Below are 19216 nucleotides of genomic sequence, written 5' to 3'. Positions count from 1 at the left end.
GCATTGACGCCGCAGTGTCATCTAATCAGGCCAAGGTGTCGATTGTGACTCGATTATTGCCCACCTGTTTTGGAGCACTTTGCCATGCTGTTAAAACGCACCCTATTGAATAGCGCCATCGTTGGCCTGCTTGCCACTGCAAGCGGTGCCGCCAGTGCCGATCTGTCGTCGCGCTACAGCGATAACGACGGCGATTTGCTCGCCGATATCCCCGCCGACGCTTCTGAGCAGGTCGACCCGGATACCCTGATTTTTGCCTATACGCCGGTAGAAGACCCCGCTGTTTATGCCGACGTTTGGTCTGACTTTCTGGATCACCTAAGCGAAGCTACTGGCAAAGACGTACAGTTCTTCCCGGTTCAGTCCAACGCAGCCCAGCAGGAGGCATTGCGCGCCGGTCGCCTTCACGTCGCCGGGTTTAACACCGGTGGCGTACCGGTGGCGGTCAACTGCGGCGGTTTCCGCCCGTTTGCCATGATGGCCGCCGAAGACGGCAGCTTTGGTTATGAAATGGAGATCATTACCTACCCTGGCAGCGGCATTGAGTCCGTTGAAGACCTGGAAGGCCGCCAGCTGGCGTTTACCTCCGAGACCTCCAATTCGGGCTTCCGCGCGCCTTCAGCGCTGCTGCGTTCCGAGTACGACATGGAAGCGGGTGAAGACTTCGAGACTGCGTTCTCCGGCTCCCACGACAACTCCGTTTTAGGGGTGGTCAACGAAGACTACGAGGCGGCTGCCATCGCCAACTCAGTGGCCCGCCGTATGCTGGCGCGTGGCGTCGTGGAAGAGGGCGATTACGAGGTGGTTTATACCTCACAAACCTTCCCGACCACCGCTTATGGGTTAGCGCATAACCTTGACCCGGAACTGGCAGAAGACATCCAGGACGCGTTCTTCAGCTACGACTGGGAAGGCACAGCGCTAGAGGAAGAGTTCGCCAACTCCGGTGAAGCGCAGTTTATTCCAATTACCTATCAGGAAAACTGGGAAGTGATTCGCACCATCGCCGATGCCAATGGTGTGACGTACGACTGCGATTGATCATTTAATCAGCAGGCTTTGCGCGGCCAGGAAGGCCTCCCTTCCTGGCCGCTGCGTTATGTACACGAGGTAGCACAATGTTGACATTAAGCGGCGTAGACAAGCGCTACCCCACCGGTGACCGGGCGCTGACGAATATCGATCTCACGCTGCCCAAGGGCCAGGTGATGGCGTTGATTGGGCCATCCGGTGCGGGCAAAAGCACGCTGATTCGCTGTGTGAACCGGTTGGTTGAACCCACCCAAGGCAGCATCCGCCTGGAAGACACCGAACTCACCAAGCTTTCAGGGCATAGGTTACGCCACACCCGCCGCTCTATGGGCATGATTTTCCAAGAGTATGCGCTGGTTGATCGTCTTACCGTGATGGAAAACGTACTCTCCGGCCAGCTCGGCTACGTGGGCTTTTGGCGTAGTTTTCTACGCCGCTACCCACAGGAAGCGGTTGTCGAAGCATTCCGGCTGTTGGAGCGGGTAGGGCTTACCCACGCGCTTGATAAACGTGCCGATGCGCTTTCGGGTGGCCAACGCCAGCGTGTCGGTATTGCTAGAGCGTTATTGCAGAGCCCGAAGCTGCTGCTGGTTGACGAGCCCACCGCCAGCCTTGATCCAAAAACCTCACGCCAGATCATGCGTTTGATTCGCGAGCTATGCGCTGAACGCGAGCTTGGCGCGATCATTAATATCCACGACGTCGCCCTGGCGCAACAGTTTGCCGACCGCATCGTCGGCTTGCGCACCGGAGAGATCGTGTTTGACGGCCCACCCAGCGAGCTCACCAACGAGATTCTTACCACTATTTATGGTGAAGAGGATTGGGATACAACACCTGAGCCAGCCGACGGGGCTGATGCGGACACAGAGACTGAAGCTGACGAAACGCATCGCCGCCAGCCCCGCGCCGCTCGGGAGCAGCGACCGCTGGCAAGCGTAGCGGGTGGAGGTGCGCGATGAGTGAACAGATTGACGCACTACCAGCCCGCCAACAAGCGGCGCAGCGCGGCCAATGGCGGCGGCTGCCGCTGATTGATAGCCAGCGAATGCGCTGGGGGCTCGCTATCGGCGCTGTGGTCTATTTGGTGTTGGCGTTGGCCTCAGTTGAAGTGGATTGGCAGCGGGTGGCCGAAGGCGCGGGCCGGGCGTTGAATTTTCTGGGCGCGTTTATGAGGCCCGATTTTGTTAGCCGTTATGACGATATCGTCACGGGCTTACTGGAAAGCTTGACCATGACGCTCACCTCCACGGTGCTGGGTGTGTTGTTGGCGATCCCCGTGGGGTTAGGCGCAGCGCGCAATATTTCCCCCTTGCCGATGTATTTTATCTGCCGGGCCATTATTGCGGTGTCACGCACCTTCCAAGAGGTCATCATCGCGATTTTATTTGTGGTGATGTTTGGCTTTGGCCCCTTTGCGGGCATGATCACCCTGGCATTTGCCACGATAGGCTTTATGGCCAAGCTGCTAGCCGAGGATGTAGAAGACCTGGATTGGCGTCAGGTAGAAGCCGTGCGCGCCACCGGCGCCAGCTGGTGGCAGACCATGAATCACGCGATTCAACCCCAAGTCATGCCGCGCTTGATTGGGCTTTCCATGTACCGCCTGGATATCAACTTTCGCGAGTCATCGGTGATCGGCATTGTCGGGGCGGGGGGTATCGGCGCCACGCTCAATACCTCGCTGAGCCGCTACGAATACGATACCTCTGCGGCCATCCTGCTAATTATCATTGCCATCGTGCTGTTGTGCGAGTACAGCTCAAGCCATGTCCGCCGCTGGACCCAGTAACTCATAAACCCGTACCCCCTGGAGAACTTACATGCCTGTTTCCACCACACCCCAGGGCCTGCCGATCTGGCGGCGGCGCACGACGCGCACGCAATGGTTGCAGTACTTGGCTTGGCTGGCGGGCGTCAGTCTATTTCTGCTTTGCTGGAAGATGATTTCCGATAACACCATGTGGGTGTTTGTCGAAGATGCCGGTCGCCAGGGCGCCGACCTGATTAGCCGTATGACCCCACCCGAGTGGGGCTACGCCTCTCAGCTGTGGAAGCCCATGTGGGATACCATCAACATCGCCACCTTGGGCACGGCGCTCGGTATTATGATGGCGTTTCCAGTGGCCTTCTTGGCCGCTCGCAATACCACGCCGCATCCGCTAATTCGTAGCGCCGCCCTGGTGATCATCGTCTCATCGCGTTCCATCAACTCGTTGATTTGGGCCATGCTGCTGGTGACGATTCTCGGCCCTGGCGTGCTGGCGGGGATTATCGCCATTGCGCTGCGCTCGATTGGCTTTGTGGGCAAGCTTTTATACGAGGCGATTGAAGAGATTCACCCGACGCCCGTAGAGGCCATCAGCGCCACCGGCGCCAGTCACATGCAGGTGATGAGCTACGGTGTGCTGCCCCAGGTGATGCCCGCGTTTGCCGGTATCAGCGTGTACCGCTGGGATATCAATATTCGCGAATCCACCGTGCTGGGGCTAGTCGGCGCGGGGGGTATCGGCTTGCAGCTTAACGCCTCCATCAACACCCTGGCCTGGGATCAAGTCAGCGTGATTTTCATCATGATCTTTGCCACGGTGCTGGTCTCCGAATGGGTATCCGCCAAAGTGCGTCACGCGATTATCTGAACGGCGTCCATGGTCATCACTTCTTCACCTACCTGTCGTGGCATTGTCATCGCCGCCCGCCACACTAGCCTCATATTAAACTTAAGGGTGGCTTCGCGATGCGGCTGTGTATTGTTAGTGAAACCTGGGCGCCGGAAATCAACGGCGTAGCGCATACGCTTCGCCGTTTAAGCCACGAGCTTACGCGTCTGGGTGTCACGATTGATCTCGTTCGCCCAAAACCGCAAAGCACCGCTTCCGGGCAAACGGGGGCAATCCACGCCGAGCGTCACGTACCGCGGATGCCAATACCGGGCTATCGCGATGTGCAAATCGGCCTGACGACACCGACGAAGATGCGGCGTTTCTTTCTCGCCCAGCGCCCCGATGTGGTGTATTTGGCCACGCAGGGGCCGTTGGGCTGGGCGGCGCGCCAAGCCGCTTTGCAACTACACATTCCCATCGTGGCCGGCTGGCATACCAATTTTGATCACTACTGCCACAGCTACGGCATGGGCTTTTTAGCCGCCACCACCAAGCGCTATCTACGCTACTTTCACAACGGCTGCACGCTGACGCTGGTGCCCACTCAAGCACAGGCAGACACCTTACGCGGCGACAGCATTGAGCACGTCCACGTGCTCTCACGCGGGATCGAGGGGGATAAATTCTCCCCCGAGCATCGCGACGCTACTCTTCGCCACCAGTGGGGGGTAAACGACCACCAGCCGGTGGCGCTTTATGTGGGCCGTCTCGCGGCAGAAAAAAACTTAGCGCTACTGCAAGAAACCTTGCATGCCATGCGCAGCGTGCGCCCGGATATGGCTCATGTCATCGTCGGCGATGGCCCGGCGCGCGCCCAATTGCAAAAAGCGATGCCTGACGTCCACTTTACCGGCTTTTTGTCGCCCGAGGCATTAAGCCGACACTACGCCAGCGCCGATATTTTCCTCTTTCCCTCGTTATCAGAAACGTGGGGCAATGTGGTGACAGAAGCCATGGCCAGCGGCTTAGCCGTGGTGGCGTATCGACACGCCGCCAGCGCCGAGCTAATTCAACACGGTCATAACGGCCTTACCCTCACCGCCGGTGACAGGGATGCCTTTCGCCAAGCGGCGGTATCGCTGTGCCAACACCCCGCCGATTACGCCCGCTTTGGCCGTTTGGCGCGTCTTCGCGCGCTAGAACAGAGCTGGTCGGGCATTGCCCGGCAGCTACTTACGTATCTTCATCAAGCCCAGGAGGCATATCATGCGACCACGCCCTCTTGCCGTATTCGATCGTCTTGATTTGCTCGAATGGCAATTCTGTCAGCGCATAACGCGCTACTCGCTCTATCGGCCCTGGCGGGTCACGCTACAGGCCGCTAGCCGGATCGGTGATTGGCCGGTATGGGTGGCGCTGATTTTAGCCCAGCCATTTTTGCTGCCCGAAGGCGGCATGCGCTTGATGCAATACACGCTTACCGCGCTTCTCGCCGTTTTCGTCTACCGCTTGGTGAAAACTCGGTTATGCCGTGAGCGTCCGTTTATTACCTATCGCCATGGCATTCAGTGCAGTGAGCCCGCCCGTGACCGCTACAGTTTTCCGAGTGGCCACACCATGCACGCGGTGATGTTTAGCGTGCTGGTTGCGGCCCACACGCCGTGGCTTTTGCCTATTGTGATTCCGTTAGCGCTACTGATTTCCATCTCACGCGTGGGGCTTGGCCTGCACTACGTCAGCGACGTGCTAGCCGGTGCCGCCATTGGCTACGCCTTTGCGCTGTTGAGCTTGGCGCTGATGGGTTGACGTCGCTTGGCAAGCCAGGAGAGAAGGCGCTACTGTAGGTTGATGACTACTATTAATCGGGGTTTGTCATGATCACGGTATATCTCTCCCACGGGTTGGAAAGCGGCCCTGGCGCGTTAAAAATGCAGGCCCTAAAAGGCATTGTGGAAAAACTGGACGACTGCGAACCGGTGGTGATGGATTACCGCGAGATGCCCGAACCGCAAACCCGGCTTGAGCACCTTAATAAAACGCTGAATGCCCGCGGTGACAACCCGGCTGAATGCGTCATGGCAGGCTCAAGCCTCGGCGGCTGGCTAAGCGCCATGGTCAGTGCCCAGCACGCCACCCGGGGGTGTTTTTTGATTGCCCCCGCCATTGGCCTACCTGACTACCCAGAAACCTCTCCCACCCTGCACGCACGGGCGACGCATATCGTCCACGGCTGGCGGGACGACGTCGTCCCGCCGGGGCCGGTCATCGATTTTGCCCAGCGCCAACGCCTCTCTTTACGCCTTATCGACGATGATCACCGCCTGCATGCCAGCCTACCTGTCATTTTGAACGACTTTGAGCATTTCCTACGGGGCTTTTTCAAGCCTCCATCGGCCTGAAAGCGCAGCGCCGAAACGGCATCCAAGGCTGTTACCGCGTAATGATCGGGCGGCAACATTGGACACAGGCAAACAAAACCTCTACAAATAGTATACACAACAGAGGAGCCTCCCCCATGTTTGGTATATTTAAGCGCGACCCCAAAAAGAAACTGCAGCAGGATTACGAGCGCAAGCTACAACAAGCGATGGAAGCATCGCGTAACGGCGATATGCGCGCTAACGCCACGCTGACCGAAGAAGCGGAAGGCCTGCTTGCAGAGATTCAGAAACTTGAGGCCAATTAACCCCTAGGACCGCTAAACCATCACCCCAGGACGATGCCATGCTCTTTAGCCGCGCCTTAACGCCCGCTTTCGCCGTATTGGCGCTAAGTTTTTTATCGACCGCTCAGGCCAGCGAATGCGTATCGTCTGAGGCATCGGCGGAGACCTTAATGCCTGGCAGTTGGTGGCAAAACGGCGTGACGGTTTCAGCCCCAGCGCTGTTCGCGCAAGCGGCGCGGCAAGACGTAGTGTTACTCGGCGAGCACCATGACCAAGTGACGCATCATCGCTGGCAGCTGCATACGCTGGCAGGGCTTGCTGCCCATCGCGACAACTTGGTGATCGGGTTAGAGATGCTACCGCGCGACGCCCAGCCCGCGTTAGACGCCTGGGTCGCGGGGGAGCTCAGTGAGGAGGCCTTTCTCGCCGAAAGCGATTGGCACAACGCCTGGGGGTTTAATGCTGAGCTTTACTGGCCCATTTTGCACTTCGCGCGCATGGAGCAAATCCCGCTACTGGCGCTCAATATTCGTCCGGCACTCCGCCAAACGCTGGCATCGGAAGGGTTTGACGCGGTGGCGGCAGAAAACCGCCACTATATCCCAGCGCCGGCTAACCCAAGCGACGCTTACCGTCAGCGGCTAAAAGAGACGTTTGACGCCCACCCCATGGGGCACGGCGATGATGAACCGCCCGAAGCGGCGTTTGAACGCTTTCTCAATGCCCAGCTGACGTGGGATGTCGCAATGGCCAGCGCCCTTGCGGATGCCACACGGGCGGGTTACCTGGCCGTGGGGCTAATGGGCGTTGGGCACTTAGCCTACGGCGATGGCGTGCCGCACCAACTCAGCGCGCTGGGGGTTGATGTGCACATGGCCCTCATGCCCAGCACACTTGAGTGCGATCCGCCGGATACCACACTCGCCGATGCGCTTTATCTTTTAGATGAACCATATCTTTTAAATGAGCCACAATCCGTAAATGAACCATAACCCGCTAGCCGTTATTCACGCGGTTGCGACCGCCTTCTTTGGCGAAGTAAAGGCGCTCATCGGCAATTTTCAGTGTTGCCTCGCTGCTTAGCGGTTCTTCCGGGCAGGCAACGCCGATACTGGTGGTGACCGGGACGGGGTTGCCGTCGTGGTCGAACAGCGTAGCGCCTTCCACCGCTTGGCGAATTCGCTCTGCCACGTAGGTCGCGTTTTCGATGTCCGCACCCAGCAGCACGACCACAAATTCCTCGCCCCCATAGCGGGCAACGAAATCTCCGGCGCGCACCTGCAGGGCAATCAGGCGGGCAAACTCACGCAGTACTTTATCCCCCACCGAGTGGCCATGGGTGTCGTTAACGCGTTTAAAGTAGTCGATATCCAGCATCAACAGCGCATAAGGCACCTGTTTGCCGGTCCGCGCTTCTTCCCGCTCGATCTCGGCCAGTCGCCGCTCCATCGCCCCGCGGTTTAAAAGGCCTGTCAGCGCATCGTGGGTTGCCTGACGATACAGCCGCAGCAATAGGCTGAGCTGAAAATGGTTAGCGGTTAACGCCACGATCAGCAACGTCGCCAATAGCCACTGGGCTTCAAGCCCCGCCGGCGTCAGCCAGCTACCGTTAACGTGCTGAGCAAAGACCAACAGCACCTGCAGCAGAAGCCCCGCCAGCAGCGATTCCAACAGCGTAAACGGAAACACGCTTAATGCGGCGACGAGCAAAAAGGGGATAAAACCGTAGCCCACCAGCGCTTGATTCGCGCCGCTGGGGAGGACGCTCAACACCAGCGCATAAAAGAGCGCGGGCAGCGCGATCAAAGCGCCGGCGCTAAAGCGGATGCGACGAATGCTCTCTTCGCTACGCCAAGCCCACCACACCACAGCGGCAAAGCCGAGCATCATCACGACACGCCCGGTCAGCGTGTAGCTTTGTACGCTTCGGGGCAGCATCAACGTATCAATTAATAGCCAAAGCGGCGAAAGGAGTAAAAAAATAAACCCCACGGCCATCACGCGGCTGCGCAGATAATGACCATGGGCAAAGATAAAATCGCGGCTATGGTGGCGGGTCGTCAACGTATCGCTTAAGGCACTTACAGTGTTGGAAACCCATGATGTCTCGGCCGGCTTAGCAATACTCGGGTCGCTTCGACGTTCGGAGTGTGCTGGCATCGGGCTTGGCATATCGTTGGCTCTTTTTGTCATTAACGGACGGGGGCTAAACAAGAGCGATACGCTAACGCGCTTTCCTCTATGGCGTCATGATATACGTCATACTGTCATGCCAACGGCGAACAATGGCGCACCCGCTAGACATCATCGGCCAGCGCTGGCAGCAGCGTTTTAAGTTTGCGGGTGAGCGTATTGCGCCCCCACCCCAAAAGCTCCGCCGCTTCGCCTTTGCGCCCGCCGGTGTGCTTGAGCGCCGTCTCGATCAGAATGCGTTCAAAATCCGGTACCGCCTCTTCCAGTAAGTGCGTATGGCCTTCCGCCAGGGCATGGTCGGCCCATTCGCGAAAAGCGCTGCGCCAATCGCCGAACGCTGAGCCTTCGGCGGGGCTCACGGCTCGAAGCTCGGGGGGCAGGTCTTCCACCAGAATTTCGCGCCCAGACGCCATGACCGTCAGCCAGCGGCAGATGTTTTCCAACTGCCGCACGTTACCCGGCCACGGCAACCGCGTTAAGTGCGCTTCGGCCTCAGGGGTGAGCACTTTGATCTCGGTGGAAAGCTCTTTGGCCGCTTCGGCGAGAAAGTGGCGGGACAACCGGGGGATATCCTCGCGTCGCTCGGAAAGTCGCGGCAGGTGAATACGAATCACGTTCAAGCGATGAAACAGATCTTCACGAAAGCCCCCTTCCTCCACCAGCGATTCCAGGTTTTGGTGCGTTGCGGCGATGATACGCACATCCACCTTGACCGGCGTATGGCCCCCCACGCGATAAAACTCACCATCGGCCAGCACCCGCAGCAAGCGCGTTTGCGCTTCGGCGGGCATATCGCCGATCTCATCCAGAAATAACGTGCCGCCGTTGGACTGCTCAAAGCGCCCTTGGCGCTGCGCGGTCGCGCCGGTAAAGGCGCCCTTCTCATGGCCAAACAACTCGGATTCGATCAAATCCCGTGGGATGGCCGCCATATTAAGCGCAATAAACGCCTTGCCCGCGCGTGGGCTGTGCTGGTGCAGCGCTTGCGCCACGCGCTCTTTCCCCGTGCCTGATTCGCCGTTGATCAGCACCGTAATGTGCGAATGCGACAACCGCCCGATGGCGCGAAACACCTCCTGCATCGCCGGGGCTTCACCGATGATTTCAGCGTTGATCCCCTCCGGGGCGGTGATGGGCCGCTGGCGTTCACGCGCATGCGCCACCGCCCGGCGCACCAGCGCCAGCGCTTCATCCACATCGAACGGCTTGGGCAGATACTCAAAGGCGCCGCCTTGGTAAGAAGCCACGGCGCTATCCAGATCCGAGTGCGCGGTCATCACGATGACCGGCAAATCCGGGTGCGCCTCACGGATACGCGCCATAAGATCCAACCCGTCGATACCCGGCATACGGATATCGGTCACCAGCACATCGGGCGGGTCATTGATCAAACGCTCCAGTACGGTGTCGGCGCGTTCGATGCACTCAACCGCTAAATCCGGTTGCGCCAGGGCGCGCTCTAACACCCAGCGAATGGCACGGTCATCATCGACAATCACCACGCGGGCAACGTCGTTACGGCTTGACTCAGTCATCGCGCGTCTCCGATGAATCAACAAATAAGGGGATCAATAAACGGAATTCGGTATGGCCGGGGTACGATTCGCACTCGATCAACCCCTGGTGCTGATGCAGGATCGACTGCGCAATCGAAAGCCCCAGCCCACTGCCCTCAGCGCGCCCGGAGACCATGGGGTAAAACAGCGTCTCCTGCAGCGGTTCGGGGATCCCGGGGCCGTTATCGATAATGCTGACCTCGCTCACCAGCCGGTGGCGCTCCGCCCCCAGGGTGAATTGGCGCTTCGCGCGGGTGCGCAGCATTAACGTTGGCGCTTGCGTGCCAGCATCCGTCATCGCTTGCACGGCGTTACGCGCAACGTTCAACACCGCCTGAATCATCTGCGCTTCATCACCGTAGAGATTCGGCAGGCTCGGATCGTAGTCGCGAATCATCTCCACCTGCGGATGTTCGGCGATGAGCAACGAACGCACCCGCTCCAGCACTTTATGGATATTCACCGGCTCGTGCCTGACGATGTGGTTGGGGCCTAGCATCGAGTCAACCAAGTCTTTGAGCCGGTCGACCTCTTCGACGATGATGCGGGTGAACTCCTTGAGGGCGGGGTCATCCAAATCGCGCTCTAGAAGCTGCGCGGCGCCGCGAATCCCACCGAGCGGGTTTTTCACTTCGTGCGCCAGCCCGCGGGCGAGCACTTTAATGGTCTCTTGGCGCGTCGTAAGCGCTTCCTCGCGGGAAATCTGCATCAGCCGGTCGCGCGGCTCTACCTCTAACAGTAGCTCATCGGCGGAGAGCGGGGTCACGGTGTAATCCACCGTTAACGGCTCACCGTTAAGCGGCACAATGCGCGCCTCCCGCTTCGTATAGGGGTGGAACGCATCGCGGGCTTTGGCGAGCACGCTATCAATGCTGTCACCGACGCCCGCGCTAGCACTCGCGCCGCCGCCCAATAAGGCATCCAGGCTTGCGCCCTTCACGCGGCTCATGCTCACGGCCAAAAGCGCCTCTGCTGCCGGATTCATCCAGCGCACGGTGAGTTTGCCGTCCAATAGCAGCACCGCTGTGGTGAGATGTTCGAGTAAACGCTGATACATGAAGTGTCCTGGGCCTTCGCCGGAAAAATTGCCTTATCAACGCATCGATAGGCTACCCGAAAACGTATTTACAAAAACGATGACAAAAATAGCTGCAAGCAGTACCTGTCAAAGCACTTGTCAAAGTACTTGTAAAAGTACCTGCAAAAAGTACGCCAGCTATCGCGATGGGGGTGAAAAAACGCATCCAGGCTGCACGCTTGGCGCGCACGACGCCGATGCCTTTGCGCACTGACGGCGCATAGCCCTTACGTTGCCTAACTCATAATGCACCAATAGTGTGCATTAAGGTTCAATCGTGAGATGCACCGGTGGCGTTTGATGGCGCACGCGCCCTTGGCTATCGAGTAGCTCTGCCTGCAACCGATGAGTGCCGGCGGGTAAATTCGCCAACCAAAACGCCTCGCTGTGCAGCGCCGACTGGCTTACCTCACCGTTAACACGCAGGCGCACCTGATGGTCATCGCGCAGTCTCGGGCTCACCGAAAGTTCTACCGCCGTGGTCGGGCTCGCCAAGCGCGCGTTGTCGCTGGGCTTTTCGATCATAAAGCGGTCGTAGGGCATAAACGGTCGCCCAGGGGCGCTACGTTTAGGCGCCTCGGTCGACGCTTTTGGCGTAACAGCGCGCGAGGAGGACACATTCGGCAACGGTGCCACCTCCACTTCATCCCCGCCGCTAGCGGGGTTATCGGTATAGGTCACACGCCCTTGCTCGTCCACCACGCGGTAGACGGTCTGCGCCGACAGCGGAGCGGCCAGCAGCGCGCCTAACAGGAGAGCCGCTATTCTTACCGCTTGTATATGTTGCATGGCTATCTCCCTACATCAGACGCGTGAAAAGCGACTGGTCATAAACACCGCCATTAAAATGCAGAAGCCCCGCCAAGGCGGGGCTTCTGATCGTCTCACCTTTGATGAGAGATTTTAACCGCAGTGCTTAACAGCTGGTACTTAGCAACCGGTACTTAGCAGCTGTAATACATATCGAACTCAAGCGGGTGCGTGGCCATGCGCAGGCGGTCCACGTCTTCCATCTTAAGCTCAATGTAGGCATCGATCATTTCGTCGGAGAACACGCCACCTTCGGTCAAGAAGGCGCGGTCAGCGTCGAGCGCTTCCAGCGCCTGATCCAAGCTGTGAGCCACGGTCGGTACGGACTTACCCTCTTCCGGCGGCAGGTCGTAGAGGTTTTTATCCATCGCATCGCCCGGGTGGATCTTGTTCTTGATGCCATCGATACCCGCCATCAGCATCGCCGAGAAGCACAGGTACGGGTTAGCGGTGGGATCAGGGAAGCGCAGCTCCACACGCTTGCCTTTCGGGCTTGCGGTATAAGGGATACGAATCGACGCCGAACGGTTACGGGCGCTGTAGGCGAGCATAACCGGCGCTTCAAAGCCCGGCACCAAACGCTTGTAAGAGTTGGTCGAGGCATTGGTGAACGCATTCAGCGCACGGGCGTGCTTGATGATACCGCCGATGTAATAAAGCGCCATTTCAGACAGACCGGCGTATTCATCGCCAGCGAACTGGTTTTGGCCATCTTTCCAGAACGACTGGTGAACGTGCATGCCCGAACCGTTATCGCCCACAATCGGCTTCGGCATGAAGGTCGCGGTTTTGCCGTAAGCATGCGCCACGTTGTGGATCACATACTTCATTTCCTGTACTTCATCGGCCTTTTTCACCAGCGTGTTGAACTTGACGCCGATTTCGTTCTGGCCGGCATTCGCCACTTCGTGGTGGTGAACCTCAACGGACTGACCAATCGCTTCCAGGGTGTTACACATCGCGCCACGCATATCGTGGAAGCTATCGACCGGCGGCACCGGGAAGTAGCCGCCTTTCACGCGCGGACGGTGGCCTAGGTTGCCGCCTTCGACCTGACGATCCGTCGACCAAGCGCCCTCTTCCGAGGAGATTTTGTACATGGAGCCTTCGATATCCGACTTCCAGTGCACCTCGTCAAAGATAAAGAACTCAGGCTCTGGGCCAAAGAAAGCGGTATCGCCCAAGCCAGTCGACTGCAAGTACGCTTCTGCGCGCTTAGCGATGGAGCGCGGATCACGATCATAGCCCTGCATGGTCGCTGGCTCGATGATATCGCAGCGGAGCACCAGCGTGGCGTCTTCGGTGAAGGGGTCGAGATAGGCGCTGCCGTCTTCCGGGCTCAGGATCATGTCAGACTCGTTGATACCCTTCCAACCGTTGATGGAAGAGCCGTCGAACATCTGGCCGTTTTCAAAAAATTCTTCATCGACATCGCGCGCCGGGATGGTGACGTGCTGCTCTTTACCGCGGGTATCGGTAAAGCGTAGGTCGACCCACTTAATGTCGTGTTCTTCGATCAGTGCAAGCGTCTTGGCTGACATGGTGTCCTCCGGTGTAAACGTAATTAGCATTTCTGCGCGCCCGAATTGCCGAGGCAATGACTTGGCGCAAAGGGTAAATCGGCTACTGTTTTAGCACGTCAAGGCAGCGCCTGCCTACGTCATTAGCCGCTGGTAACAACCATGCAGGGAATATGCCAACCTTGCACCACAAAAGAAAACAAAAACGCAAACACCTGTTTTTATTATATTTAATTTCATACCATTATGCGCCCTTATGTTGCAGGGAGGCGATATATCCGCCACAGCCGTCGCTTATACACATAATCTGCACCGAAATAACGCAACAGCAAAACTATATGCACCAAATAAGAGCATCCAACGCTAACGCTGCGTATTTTCACACTAAAATGCGATTGATACAAAAATGAACTAACAACTACACTTGATTACAAATAGACTATGAGGGCTCATTTTCTCGTGATAAACGCCACGGCGACTAACATCGCGGCTAACCGCTGAAAACTTGGCTGCTTAAAACATAGCTGCTTAAAACATTCGTAGAGGCTGAATGCCTTTGAGAGGATCGGTTAATGGGGCCTGCTTGCTTTATCCTTGATGCTCTAGTGACCGGTGCCCAGCTACCACGCCACTTGGCGAATATACGCTCGCCCTACAATGAAATGGCAAATGCCCCCATCGTGATTACCGCGTTACAGCCTGACCCGCGCTCAATGCGCCTTCAACATCATTATCACGCACAATTTTTGGTAACGCCTACGCTTACACTAGGGGCGCGCTTTAACTACGCCATTGCCAAATTAAAAACCGAATGGGTGATTATCGCGCTGCAGACAAAGTCGTTAGCACCTGACACATGGGCGGGATTAACCCCAAAGTTAGAGGCTTACTTTTTCGATGCCATGCAAGTTGGGCTCACGCCGCCCGCGCTGCCTGCGCGACTACTGCAGCGTTTTCTCACCTCTGCCCAGGCGCACCCGCCCTATATCGTCATTCGCCGCAGCTGGTTAGAGAAGTTGGGCGGCTTTGACCCCGAGCTCGATGACGATGCGATCAACGATTTCCTCCATCGGCTCAATGCCTGCCCAACGCGCTGGCATCCTTTAAACCCGCGTAAAAACCACGCCAACGACAATATTCTTTCGTAAGCAAGGAGATAAACGATGCATCAACATATTGAATGGGACGACCCCGGCCAACTAAGCGTGATGGCGCTTTTTTCCAACGACGACGCCCAACATGCTCAAACAGGCCCGGGCGACGTTCTCTCCGCACGCTACCAACAGCACATCATACGCGTGGAAGTAGAAGCCTACCGCGAGGATGACGAACTCAGCATCGGCAAAGTCATCGCCATTATCGACGCCAATGGCCAAAGGCTAGAGCAACTCGGCAAGCTCACATTGAACGACTACGTCCGGCTACCTGATGACAAGCGCGCCTTCGAACCCTCGCCCGAAGACGACGAGGATTAGGTAAAGACACCACTCAGCCCCAACCGAGGGCTAGAGCCGTCTTGTTGCAGCCTTTTTTCGTCATCTCATCACCCATAAAAAAACCCGCTCAATGGCGGGATTTCTTGCGCTTTAATCACGCTCTCTCGCCGCCTTTCTGCGGCATACGCATCCAGAACACAACATGTTTATGCCCTTTCTTATTAAGGCGATCCATCTAAGTCGGGCGCGGATTTCAATTTCATCGCAGAAGATACGAGACGACAAGGATAACTGACGCGGCCATCAGGAATATTTCGATACCGCCTATGAGCCAACCGTGTCTACGCGGGAGGGCGTAGAGGATAGCCAGGAACGTCTCTAGCAAACACGCGATCAGCGACAAAGGGTCCCGCATATTAACCTTCCGATCTTGACTGTTAGATACCAAGCAGCGCAATAGTCAGCGGAGACATCCAGTTGCGTTGGCGCAAACTGTATAGGCATTGCCACTTTCGACTTTGTTAAGGTTCTAAAAAGCACTGATTAAAGACGTCCTCGCTGTGCTTTTCAAGGTTCGTAAACGGTTCATCCCCGCAGGCGCGGGGATCGGGTTCCCGTTCTCGGCATAAGAATCTCGAACGCCGGTTCACCCCCGCAGGTGCGGGGATCGGGCCGTGGTGGGCGGTGCCTCGCAGGGCTTCGGCGGTTCACCCCCGCAGGTGCGGGGATCGGTCTATAAGCAAAGCCGGGCGCTGTACCGCGAGCTGTTCATCCCCGCAGGTGCGGGGATCTGTTCACTGATCTGCCGCTGACGCTCTTCAAAGGCGGTTCATCCCCGCAGGCGCGGGGATCTGGTCTGCTTTCCGAGGTAGTCGCCTTCGATGATCGGTTCATCCCCGCAGGCGCGGGGATCTGAATCGGGGCGATACATCAGCGCCCGCCCGCCGCGGTTCATCCCCGCAGGCGCGGGGATCTGGTTTCATCGAACGCGCCCCACTGGCTGACGAACGGTTCATCCCCGCAGGCGCGGGGATCTGAACAGCCCGGTATTGCCTTGGGCGCCTGTGATCGGTTCATCCCCGCAGGCGCGGGGATCTGTTCATAATCCTGCTGGGTCTTAACAGCCAGTTCGGTTCATCCCCGCAGGCGCGGGGATCTGCGATGGGTTGCCGTAAGGGTCAGTTGCCGGGTCGGTTCATCCCCGCAGGCGCGGGGATCTGCATGGCGTAAACCTTGGATTCGCAGTAACCCACGGTTCATCCCCGCAGGCGCGGGGATCTGTCGCTGTCGGAGCGTAGAACAGGCCCTTTGTGCGGTTCATCCCCGCAGGCGCGGGGATCTGTATTCAGCTTCTTCAAAGATTTTGTGGATCAGCGGTTCATCCCCGCAGGCGCGGGGATCTGATGAAGGCGCCTATCCCGATCCGTACCCAGTGCGGTTCATCCCCGCAGGCGCGGGGATCTGAGCTAATGTCACCGTTGCGCTTATTGCCGTCACGGTTCATCCCCGCAGGCGCGGGGATCTGCAGCCCTAACGGCTGGTTATCGGTACCGCTGCCGGTTCATCCCCGCAGGCGCGGGGATCTGACCGTTGACCTTTTTCGGGATATCGACATCGCCGGTTCATCCCCGCAGGCGCGGGGATCTGCATCATCAATTCTTCTTGTAGCTGGCCCCATTCGGTTCATCCCCGCAGGCGCGGGGATCTGATCTGCGACCAAAATGCGACCACGTAGCCATCCGGTTCATCCCCGCAGGCGCGGGGATCTGATAACGATGCTCATAAGTGGTTTGCACGCCGGCAGGTTCATCCCCGCAGGCGCGGGGATCTGGCCCTGTCTATTCCGATATTGATGGTATCGAGCGGTTCATCCCCGCAGGCGCGGGGATCTGCTGTTCGTCTGTCTGGCGGGCAAACGCTCTCCCGGTTCATCCCCGCAGGCGCGGGGATCTGTTCGCTGAGCTGCAAACACGCAGATGCAAACGCGGTTCATCCCCGCAGGCGCGGGGATCTGATTCCACTCGCGGGCGAGGGTATCAATTGGTACGGTTCATCCCCGCAGGCGCGGGGATCTGCTCGGTGGGCGGGTGTGGTGTTTACCAATCGTCGGTTCATCCCCGCAGGCGCGGGGATCTGTCATCTTTGCGTCATGATCTTCAGTCCTTTCGCGGTTCATCCCCGCAGGCGCGGGGATCTGGCTCGGCTTCGGTAAAGTAGTTCTGGTAGTAGCGGTTCATCCCCGCAGGCGCGGGGATCTGGGCTTGCCGCCGTTTACTCTGGATGATGCCGACGGTTCATCCCCGCAGGCGCGGGGATCTGAGCTCAGTTAGTTCTTCGCCGATGTCGTCGTACGGTTCATCCCCGCAGGCGCGGGGATCTGGCTGCTGTTGGCCGCTATGTAGTCAAAGTCTATCGGTTCATCCCCGCAGGCGCGGGGATCTGATGGAACAGAGGTGCCCCAAAAGCCGTAGATGCGGTTCATCCCCGCAGGCGCGGGGATCTGGTGCAGGCTACCACCGCACAGGCGGGTCATCGCGGTTCATCCCCGCAGGCGCGGGGATCTGCGTAAGCAACGAATCAGCGGAAGGAATGGAAGCGGTTCATCCCCGCAGGCGCGGGGATCTGATGCCCAGTCCAGCTATTCAGGTGTTCCAATTCGGTTCATCCCCGCAGGCGCGGGGATCTGGCGGAGTTGGTGGAGACAAGCCCTGATGAAAGCGGTTCATCCCCGCAGGCGCGGGGATCTGGTCTGGTGTTTGGGGCTACGCTCAGCGGGTCGCGGTTCATCCCCGCAGGCGCGGGGATCTGCCAGCCGGTGAACTCGGGCCAGATCACCATGACGGTTCATCCCCGCAGGCGCGGGGATCTGTTCCCAAATGGCGGTTAGCTCGCGGCTGGAACCGGTTCATCCCCGCAGGCGCGGGGATCTGAATGCGGCAACTGCTGGCACCGGACAGACCGGCGGTTCATCCCCGCAGGCGCGGGGATCTGACTTGTTGTAGACAGTTGATCTACAAGAAGAAAATAGCAGATAAAAAATCTACCAGCTATTTTGCTTACTTTTTAATCAAGCTAAATTATTAAAGATCCAATAAAATCAGCTAGTTAACTTGTGGCGGTAAAAAGCGCACCAAACGTAACCCGTCATGGTCTACGGGTTCTCGGCGATTTTCGCCGTAAGTCTGGAATTCAAAACCGGATTCATGGCTACTGGCCCAGGCCATTGCCACGTTGCCATCTTCGGCTAACGCTTCTACCTGTTCCCAGATCATTTCACGGATGCGTCTGCTAACGTCGCCCACGTAGACACCAGCTCTAATCTCCAAAAGCCATACCGCTAATCTACCGCGTAGGCGCGGTGGTACAGCTTCTGTAATAACTACGAGCATCGCCATTTATCCGCTCCTGTGCCCGGCATCGCCGACCGATGGTGGCTCTGGAATCGCAGGTGGCACTGCGTCGGGGGCTGGCGGTGGCGGCTGAATATCGCCAGCGGCAAGTACATCTTCGATCATGGGAATTAAGCGCTGGAGTATGCGGGATTGCTTGAAGGCATCGCGGCAGGCGATACGGACTTCCCTTTCCGGCATAGGCGGATTGCGTGCCGCAACTCGAAAAGCCGCGGGCACCACCGTTTCAAACTTCACGATGTCGGCAATATCGTAAACAAAACTCAACGGTTTGCCGGTGTGCAGGTACCCAATCGCCGGGGCGTAGCCTGCCGCCAAAATAGCCGCTTCGGTAATTCCGTATAGGCAGGCAGTGGCTGCCGACAGGCATTGGTTGGCCACATCAGAGGCATCCCACTGTTTAGGATCGTAGCGACGTCCGTTCCATTTAACGCCATACTGTTTGGCTAACAGCTGGTAAGTTTTGCGAACTCTGGCACCTTCCATCCCCCGCAGTTGCTCAATGCTGCGACGAGAAGGCGGCTCTTCGCCAAAACGTAGCTCAAACATTTTGCGTACCACTTTTAGGCGCAGCTTTTCATCCAGCGCCAGCTGCGCTTGGTAGAGTAATTTGTCTGACCGCGCGCCTCCGGGTTGGCCAGCGCTATATAGCCGTACGCCCGCATCCCCGACCCAAATCAGTAGCGTACCTACCGCAGCAGCCAGCTTAATGGCGGTATGTGAAACCCGGGTGCCCGGTTCCAGCAGCAGGCACGCCACCGAACCCACCGGAATGTGCATGCGCTCGCCGTTCACATCATCGACCACAACAAAGGCACCATCGCGTACATCTATCTGCCCCATCCCGATAAAGATCATCGACATACGATCTTTTTCGGGGATGGGCTTTAGCGGAATAAAGCCCATGTTGGTC

18 protein-coding genes and 1 CRISPR repeat array are annotated in these 19216 nt (G+C 57.9%); of the genes, 11 read left to right on the top strand and 7 right to left on the bottom strand.

Features of this window, described 5'->3' with window-relative positions:
• Positions 1-84: 84 nt before the first annotated feature.
• The 9 genes from phnD (at position 85) to HZS81_RS03520 (ending at position 7292) form a co-directional block, all read left to right on the top strand.
• Positions 85-1041 (top strand): phosphate/phosphite/phosphonate ABC transporter substrate-binding protein, encoded by a 957-nt coding sequence (gene phnD / locus HZS81_RS03560; RefSeq protein ID WP_179929185.1) that lies wholly within the window; start codon positions 85-87, stop codon positions 1039-1041.
• A 77-nt stretch (positions 1042-1118) separates the two neighbouring features.
• Positions 1119-1994, top strand: coding sequence for a phosphonate ABC transporter ATP-binding protein (gene phnC / locus HZS81_RS03555; protein WP_179929184.1), 876 nt, complete (start codon positions 1119-1121; stop codon positions 1992-1994).
• Positions 1991-2824: a phosphonate ABC transporter, permease protein PhnE gene (gene phnE / locus HZS81_RS03550; RefSeq protein ID WP_179929183.1), complete on the top strand. Its 834-nt coding sequence runs from the start codon at positions 1991-1993 to the stop codon at positions 2822-2824. Before phnC ends, phnE (HZS81_RS03550) begins: the two co-directional genes overlap by 4 nt.
• Positions 2825-2855: 31 nt before the next feature.
• Complete coding sequence (gene phnE, locus HZS81_RS03545) at positions 2856-3671, top strand: phosphonate ABC transporter, permease protein PhnE (RefSeq protein ID WP_179929182.1); 816 nt, start codon at positions 2856-2858, stop codon at positions 3669-3671.
• A gap of 98 nt (positions 3672-3769) precedes the next feature.
• Positions 3770-4939: a glycosyltransferase family 4 protein gene (locus HZS81_RS03540; protein WP_179929181.1), complete on the top strand. Its 1170-nt coding sequence runs from the start codon at positions 3770-3772 to the stop codon at positions 4937-4939.
• Positions 4902-5441: a phosphatase PAP2 family protein gene (locus HZS81_RS03535; RefSeq protein WP_179929180.1), complete on the top strand. Its 540-nt coding sequence runs from the start codon at positions 4902-4904 to the stop codon at positions 5439-5441. Before HZS81_RS03540 ends, HZS81_RS03535 begins: the two co-directional genes overlap by 38 nt.
• Before the next feature lie 68 nt (positions 5442-5509).
• Entirely contained in the window at positions 5510-6034 is a 525-nt protein-coding gene (locus HZS81_RS03530) for a YqiA/YcfP family alpha/beta fold hydrolase (protein ID WP_179929179.1), read from the top strand.
• Between the two features lie 116 nt (positions 6035-6150).
• Positions 6151-6321: a DUF6435 family protein gene (locus HZS81_RS03525; RefSeq protein ID WP_179929178.1), complete on the top strand. Its 171-nt coding sequence runs from the start codon at positions 6151-6153 to the stop codon at positions 6319-6321.
• A 38-nt stretch (positions 6322-6359) separates the two neighbouring features.
• A complete protein-coding gene (locus tag HZS81_RS03520) occupies positions 6360-7292 on the top strand; it encodes a ChaN family lipoprotein (RefSeq protein ID WP_179929177.1) in 933 nt (310 codons plus the stop codon).
• 4 nt (positions 7293-7296) lie between these two features.
• Here the strand turns inward: HZS81_RS03520 and HZS81_RS03515 are convergent, their stop codons facing one another.
• The 5 genes from HZS81_RS03515 to glnA all read right to left on the bottom strand — a co-directional run bounded on the left by HZS81_RS03515 (position 7297) and on the right by glnA (position 13478).
• Positions 7297-8472, bottom strand: coding sequence for a GGDEF domain-containing protein (locus HZS81_RS03515; RefSeq protein WP_179929176.1), 1176 nt, complete (start codon positions 8470-8472; stop codon positions 7297-7299).
• A gap of 125 nt (positions 8473-8597) precedes the next feature.
• A complete protein-coding gene (glnG, locus tag HZS81_RS03510) occupies positions 8598-10028 on the bottom strand; it encodes a nitrogen regulation protein NR(I) (RefSeq protein ID WP_179929175.1) in 1431 nt (476 codons plus the stop codon).
• Positions 10021-11106 (bottom strand): nitrogen regulation protein NR(II), encoded by a 1086-nt coding sequence (gene glnL, locus HZS81_RS03505; protein WP_179929174.1) that lies wholly within the window; start codon positions 11104-11106, stop codon positions 10021-10023. Before glnL ends, glnG begins: the two co-directional genes overlap by 8 nt.
• Before the next feature lie 285 nt (positions 11107-11391).
• Entirely contained in the window at positions 11392-11916 is a 525-nt protein-coding gene (locus HZS81_RS03500) for a DUF4124 domain-containing protein (RefSeq protein ID WP_179929173.1), read from the bottom strand.
• A 155-nt stretch (positions 11917-12071) separates the two neighbouring features.
• The gene (glnA, locus tag HZS81_RS03495) at positions 12072-13478 is read right to left on the bottom strand and encodes a glutamate--ammonia ligase (protein ID WP_179929172.1); all 1407 of its coding nucleotides are present in this window, start codon (positions 13476-13478) and stop codon (positions 12072-12074) included.
• Between the two features lie 551 nt (positions 13479-14029).
• Here glnA and HZS81_RS03490 point away from each other — a divergent pair.
• Complete coding sequence (locus HZS81_RS03490; RefSeq protein ID WP_179929171.1) at positions 14030-14605, top strand: hypothetical protein; 576 nt, start codon at positions 14030-14032, stop codon at positions 14603-14605.
• A gap of 15 nt (positions 14606-14620) precedes the next feature.
• Positions 14621-14932, top strand: a complete 312-nt coding sequence (locus HZS81_RS03485) for a hypothetical protein (protein ID WP_179929170.1) — start codon at positions 14621-14623, stop codon at positions 14930-14932.
• Between the two features lie 542 nt (positions 14933-15474).
• Positions 15475-17884: a CRISPR direct-repeat array (repeat unit 29 nt; unit sequence CGGTTCATCCCCGCAGGCGCGGGGATCTG).
• 110 nt (positions 17885-17994) lie between these two features.
• Here the strand turns inward: HZS81_RS03485 and cas2e are convergent.
• Entirely contained in the window at positions 17995-18288 is a 294-nt protein-coding gene (gene cas2e / locus HZS81_RS03480; RefSeq protein ID WP_179929169.1) for a type I-E CRISPR-associated endoribonuclease Cas2e, read from the bottom strand.
• Complete coding sequence (gene cas1e / locus HZS81_RS03475) at positions 18289-19209, bottom strand: type I-E CRISPR-associated endonuclease Cas1e (protein ID WP_179929168.1); 921 nt, start codon at positions 19207-19209, stop codon at positions 18289-18291. It lies immediately after the preceding gene.
• Positions 19210-19216: the final 7 nt, after the last annotated feature.

This window comes from Vreelandella salicampi, from assembly GCF_013415105.1.
GTDB classification, from domain to species: domain Bacteria; phylum Pseudomonadota; class Gammaproteobacteria; order Pseudomonadales; family Halomonadaceae; genus Vreelandella; species Vreelandella salicampi.
Note: the sequence above shows the minus strand (reverse complement) of the source record. Positions and strands in the feature narration are given on the sequence as shown.